This window comes from Amycolatopsis sp. NPDC051071 (assembly GCF_040682875.1).
Taxonomy (GTDB): Bacteria; Actinomycetota; Actinomycetes; order Mycobacteriales; family Pseudonocardiaceae; genus Amycolatopsis.
In genome coordinates, this window is the sequence record NZ_JBFBBY010000284.1 from 1 (window position 1) to 5,382 (window position 5,382).

At 68.5% G+C, this 5,382-nt stretch carries 5 protein-coding genes; 2 read left to right on the forward strand and 3 right to left on the reverse strand.

The annotated features are described in order from the left end of the window. Positions 1 to 176: 176 nt before the first annotated feature. On the reverse strand, positions 177 to 1,133 hold the full coding sequence (locus tag AB0M65_RS40005) for a glycoside hydrolase family 6 protein (protein ID WP_364040593.1): 957 nt from the start codon (positions 1,131 to 1,133) through the stop codon (positions 177 to 179). 126 nt (positions 1,134 to 1,259) lie between these two features. Next, positions 1,260 to 1,931 carry a C39 family peptidase gene (locus AB0M65_RS40010; protein ID WP_364040596.1) on the reverse strand — a complete coding sequence of 224 codons (672 nt, stop codon included), beginning with the start codon at positions 1,929 to 1,931 and terminating at the stop codon, positions 1,260 to 1,262. A 164-nt stretch (positions 1,932 to 2,095) separates the two neighbouring features. On the opposite strand from AB0M65_RS40010, the gene AB0M65_RS40015 reads away from it, so the two are divergent. Both AB0M65_RS40015 and AB0M65_RS40020 read left to right on the forward strand, forming a co-directional pair. After that, positions 2,096 to 2,737 carry an RNA polymerase sigma factor gene (locus AB0M65_RS40015; protein WP_364040599.1) on the forward strand — a complete coding sequence of 214 codons (642 nt, stop codon included), beginning with the start codon at positions 2,096 to 2,098 and terminating at the stop codon, positions 2,735 to 2,737. Between the two features lie 10 nt (positions 2,738 to 2,747). Further along, the gene (locus AB0M65_RS40020) at positions 2,748 to 3,926 is read left to right on the forward strand and encodes a hypothetical protein (protein ID WP_364040602.1); all 1,179 of its coding nucleotides are present in this window, start codon (positions 2,748 to 2,750) and stop codon (positions 3,924 to 3,926) included. A gap of 9 nt (positions 3,927 to 3,935) precedes the next feature. Here the strand turns inward: AB0M65_RS40020 and radA are convergent, their stop codons facing one another. Further along, the gene (radA, locus tag AB0M65_RS40025) at positions 3,936 to 5,294 is read right to left on the reverse strand and encodes a DNA repair protein RadA (RefSeq protein WP_364040605.1); all 1,359 of its coding nucleotides are present in this window, start codon (positions 5,292 to 5,294) and stop codon (positions 3,936 to 3,938) included. Positions 5,295 to 5,382: the final 88 nt, after the last annotated feature.

The window sequence follows — 5,382 nt, forward strand, 5'->3', positions numbered from 1 at the left end:
GCCCTGTCGTGTGTCAGGAAAGGGTCTTTCAAGACGTTTTTCGTCCTGAAAGACCCTTTCCTGACACTTGAGCTTGGAGGCGTCGCGCCGGCTGCTGTCCAAGGGGTCGTGACAGTCGTCTTCTCGGGAGAACGAAGGTCACAGACGAACAGCCGGCGCGACGGGCTTGTGGGCGGTCAGGTCCCGCTGATCAGGCGCAGGGCCAGGTCGGAGCTGAACTGACCGGCTTCCACGGTCGGCGCGATCCCGCATTTGCCGTCGGAGTCGCCGGGCACCTTGACCCAGAGCAGCATTTCGGCGCCGCCGCCGGTCTGGGAGGGCGTCCCGAGCTTGCGCCCGGCCGGGTTGCACCACTCGGCACCCTTGGGGCCGTTGCCGTTGCGGCTCGTGTCGATCACGAACGGCTTGGTGTAGCCGTACTTGCTCGACAGCGCCGCGCTGACGGCCTTGCCGTAGTTGGCCGAGTCGGTGGTGGTCTTGTAGTTCGACACGTTGACCGTGAGACCGCGGATCGACTTCACCCCGACGGCGTTGAGCCGGTCGGCCATGGTCGCGGCGGGGATCCAGGTCGAGTTGCCGCCGTCCATGTACGCCCAGGTGTTCGGTGCCTTGGCGGCGAACTGCTGACCGGCGTACTTGAGCAGGTCGAGGCGGGTCTGGCGGTCACCGGCGGGCAGGCAGTCGAGCTGCGCGAGCGCGTCCGGCTCGATGATGACGACCGCGGGTTTGCCGCCGATGCCGTCGGCGAAGTTCGAGATCCAGGTGCGGTACGCCTCCGGGCTGCCCGCGCCGCCACCGGAGTGACCACCGCAGTCGCGGCCGGGAATGTTGTAGGCGACCAGGATCGGCAGCTTGTCGGCCACGTCGGCGGCGTAGGTGTAGCCGTCGACGGCCTTCTTGACGTCGCCGCTCCAGTTGCCGAACCACCGCGCGCCCGCCTTGGTGGAGATGGCGGCCTTGATCTTGTCGGCGGTGCCGCCTGGGTGGTCCTTCACCCAGACCGCGGAGTTGGAGTTCGGGTCGGCGTAGAAGCCGTTGGTCTTCTCCAGGGGGTTGCCGTCGGCGGCCTGAGCCGGCGCGGCGATGAGGGCCAGCATGGAGGCGGCCAGCAGACCGAGCGTCTTGATGCGCATGCTCTCGATCTTCGATCCCGCGCGTACAAGATTCATACAACCCGCGTTTCGTCCTCTGGTTGCGGTAGTCCGACGTCGAACTACCGCAACCAGTCCTCTACTCGCGGTGGTTGCGCGGGGAGGGGATCAGGCCGAGTAGCCCTTCGGCGGGATCAGGGTGGCGAGCTGGTTGAAGGTGAGCCAGTAGATCTGGTTGCCGCCGAAGCTGGCCGGGTCGGCGATCTTGACCGTCATGTCGGAGCTGTCGTAGCCGATGACGGTGAAGTAGTGGTAGATCGTGTAGTTCGGGTAACCCGGCGGGTGGTTGTTCGCCGGGGCGACGATGTTCGCGACGATCGCGTAGCCCTTGTTGATGTCCAGCACGATGTCGTTCCACAGGAGATCGCGCTGCGCCTGGCTCGGCGGATCGTTCGGCATCTCCTTGGTCTCGTACCAGCCGCCCGCGACGTGGCCGTTGAGGACGCGGGTGACCTGTCCGATCCAGTCGGTGCCGTTGGTGCTGGTCGGGAGCTCGTTCGCGAGCTGCTGCTGGCTCGGCGGGCCGCCGTTCTTGGCCGAGATGGCGATCCTGGTGGCGGCCGGGCCACACCAGTAGCCGGTTTCCTGGACCTGGTACTGGATGTTCAGCACGGCCGACGCCTTGATGCCCTCGCCGTGGACCTCGGCCGGCGCGGGCATCGACTTCACGAAGCCGGGCGCGGGTACGACGTACTTGTCCTGTGCGACGGCGATGGCGGGCGCCGTGATCAACGCGGATACCGCGAGCGTGGCGACGACGGCCGTCTTGAGTCTGCGCATGGTAATCCTTCCCCAGTTTGGGTACTCGTTGGTGAATACCGAACGGGTCGATCGTGACCTTCCGGACGGCGTTTGTCCCCATCGTCACCTGCGCGTTCCCCGATCGGCGCACGACGAAAGTAGGATCGGATGAACGCTCGAAGGGGCATCGGGCAAGAGCGATCGTGCAGGTGATGAAAAACGATCACGAGCGAGCCGGCTCGCCAGGGCTCGACCGGCCGGATCTGGGCGGTCCCGACCCCGCGCCCGTGTTCGGCATGCTCTTCGATGCCTACGCGGCCCCGCTCCAGCGCTATCTCGCGCGCCGCGTCGGCACCGAGACCGCGCACGACCTGGTCGCCGAGACGTTCCTCGTGGCGCTCCGGCGGCGCGAGACGTACCGCCCGGAGGCCGGGACGGCCCGCGCGTGGCTCTACGGCATCGCGACGAACCTGCTCCGGCACCACGTCCGCACCGAGACCAGGGCATTCAAGGCGACGGCTCGGCTCGCGGCCGCCGGCGAAGCGATCTCGGCCGGGCACGACGGCCGCGTCGCCGAACGGGTCGACGCGCAGCAGCGCGCGGCCCAGCTGGCGGGCGCGCTGGCCGCACTGAGCGAGGCGGACCGCGACACCCTGTTGCTGGTCTCCTGGGCGGGACTGGAACCCGGTGAGGTCGCCGAGGCACTCGGTATCCCCGCCGGGACCGTCAGATCCCGGCTGCACCGGGTCCGAAGATGGTTGCGCGCCAACGCACCGGAGATCAAGACAGAGTCCACAAAGGACAATTCAAGTGGCGAAGAGGCGGGCGAAAGTGCACGGCGGTAGCATCAGGAAGGTGTGGTCCGACGCCGAACTCGACCAGGCGCTGGCCGATCTGCATCCCGAGCCGGAAACCCGGCAGGACGAGCTTTCCCGCGCCAAGGCGGCGCTTCTGCGTGCCGCGGGCGAGGTCGACGACGAACTCCTTCCCGTGTCAGGGCCGCCGTCAAAAAAACGGCCGGGCGCGTGGCGATGGATCGCGGCCGCGGCCGCCGCGGCGCTCATCCCAGGCGGGGTCATCGTGGCGACGAACGTCTTCGTCGACAACGACGGCCAGGACACCGCCAACCACGCGACCCTCGCTCCCGTCGATGACGTCCTGAGCAACCTCCGCGGTGCCGATCTCCCCCTGCGTGCCGGTCAGTACCGGCTCTCCACCGAGTCGACCTGGACGACGTGGGTCGGCAAGACGAGCGGGGTGATCTACCAAACACACGAGATCTTCGAACGGTGGCTGCCCGCGGACTGGTCCCTCCCGCGTATGACGCGGTTCACCAGGACCGGCGAAATCCGCTGGATCAAGGGCGACTACGGGACGGCGAAGGCACTGGGCGAGCCGATCCCCAGCGCGACGATCGACACCGGCTGGGAAGGCCAGCCGTCACCTCCGACGGGTGGGCAGGCTTCGGGCGCGCGTCCCACTTCAACCCCGATCGCCCCGCCTCAATCGGGTTCGACCACGACGAATCTGCCACCGGAAGCACCCGTCGCGACAAAACTGACGCAGGATGCACCCATCTCCACCCAGCGGAGCAAGCCTCCGAAAACCAGCTGGATGACTCCGTCGAGGGAACTCCTCGACGAGCTGCCCACCGACCCGGCGAAGCTGCTCGAACGGCTGCGCAACGACAACCGGGACGGAGAGGTGATCACGGCACCCGAGATGTTCGACATGGCCCACAGCGTCATGCGTTCTTCGCACGGCTACGGCGATCTTCGGGTGGCGCTGTGCAAGGCGCTCGCGAAGGCTCCGGGCATCACGTTCGAGAAGAACGCGACGACCTCCGATCACCGTCCGGTCATCTCGTTCTCCGTACAGGAGGCCGACCGGATCAAGACGTTGGTCGTGGACCTGGCGACGGCGAACATCACGGACTACCGCGCCGCCAGGAACCGGTCCGACCCCGAGTTCCCTGGGCTGTCCCTGCACGAGACGACGGTGACGACGCAGGTCACCGACAAGGGCGGCCCCTAGAAAGCACGGCTAGCGGGCGTGCTTGGCGGCGTTGAGCGCGCTCCCGACGTCGGCCACCTCCAATACCCGGATACCCGGCGGGATCTTGCCGGCGTCCGGCGGCACCAGCGCGTAGGTGAAGCCGAGCCGGGCGGCCTCCGCGAGCCGCCGTCCGACGTTCGGCACCCGCCGGACCTCGCCTGATAGCCCGACCTCGCCCATCGCGACGAGTTTGGGTGAGAGCGCGGTGTCCGTGGCCGACGAGATCAGGGCCAGCACCACTGCCAGGTCGATGCCGGGCTCGGTGATCTTCATGCCGCCGACCGTCGCCACGTAGACGTCCTTGTCACCGACCTTGATCCCCGCCCGCTTCTCGACCACGGCCAGCACCATCGCGACCCGCGCCGAATCGAGGCCGCTCACGGCGCGGCGGGGCTGTGGCGCCTGCGTCGCCGAAACGAGCGCCTGCACCTCGCCCAGCAGCGGCCGCTTGCCCTCCATGGTCACCGTGACCGCGGTCCCTTCGACCGGCTCGGCGGTGTGGCTCAGGAACAGGCCGGACGGATCGGGTACGCCGACGATGCCCTCTTCGACCAGTTCGAAGCAGCCGATCTCGTCCGCGGCGCCGAAGCGGTTCTTGATCCCCCGCAGCATCCGCAGCGTCGAATGCTTGTCGCCCTCGAACTGCAGGACGACGTCGACCAGATGCTCCAGCACCCGCGGCCCGGCGACCGAGCCGTCCTTCGTCACGTGCCCGACCAGCACGATCGGCAGCCCGCGCTCCTTGGCCAGCGCGACCAGCCCGGAGGTGACCGCGCGGACCTGGGTGACCCCGCCCGGCGAGCCCTCCACCTGCGGTGAGGCCATGGTCTGGACCGAGTCGACGATCAGCACACCCGGTTTGACCGCGTCGACGTGGCCGAGGATGGCGGAGAGGTCGCTTTCGGCCGCGAGGAACATCTCGTCGTGGACGTTCCCGGTGCGCTCGGCACGCAGCCGCACCTGCCCCGCCGACTCCTCGCCGGTGACGTACAGCGCGCGGCCCGCGGTGGCCGCCCATTGGTAGGCGACCTCCAGCAGGAGGGTCGACTTGCCGACGCCGGGCTCACCCGCGAGCAGGATGACCGCGCCCGGCACGAAACCGCCGCCGAGCACCCTGTCCAGTTCGGAGACGCCGGTGGGCTTGGCACGCGCCGTCTCGACGTCGACCTCGCCGATCGGGCGGGCGGGCGCGCTGGGCGCCCCGGCGGCGACCCTGGCTATCGCCGGGCGGGCGTCGCCGCGTTCTTCGAGCGTTCCCCAGGCTTGGCATTCAGGACAGCGCCCGACCCACTTCGGCGCTTGGTACCCGCATTCACCACAGCGGTAGGTGCTGCCTTTCTTGACCACCCCGCGAGGCTAGCGGCCACCACCGACAATCTCCGGCAGCGACGGGCCCCGGTAACTACATGAAGGCCCCCTTCCTTGCGCTAGGCGC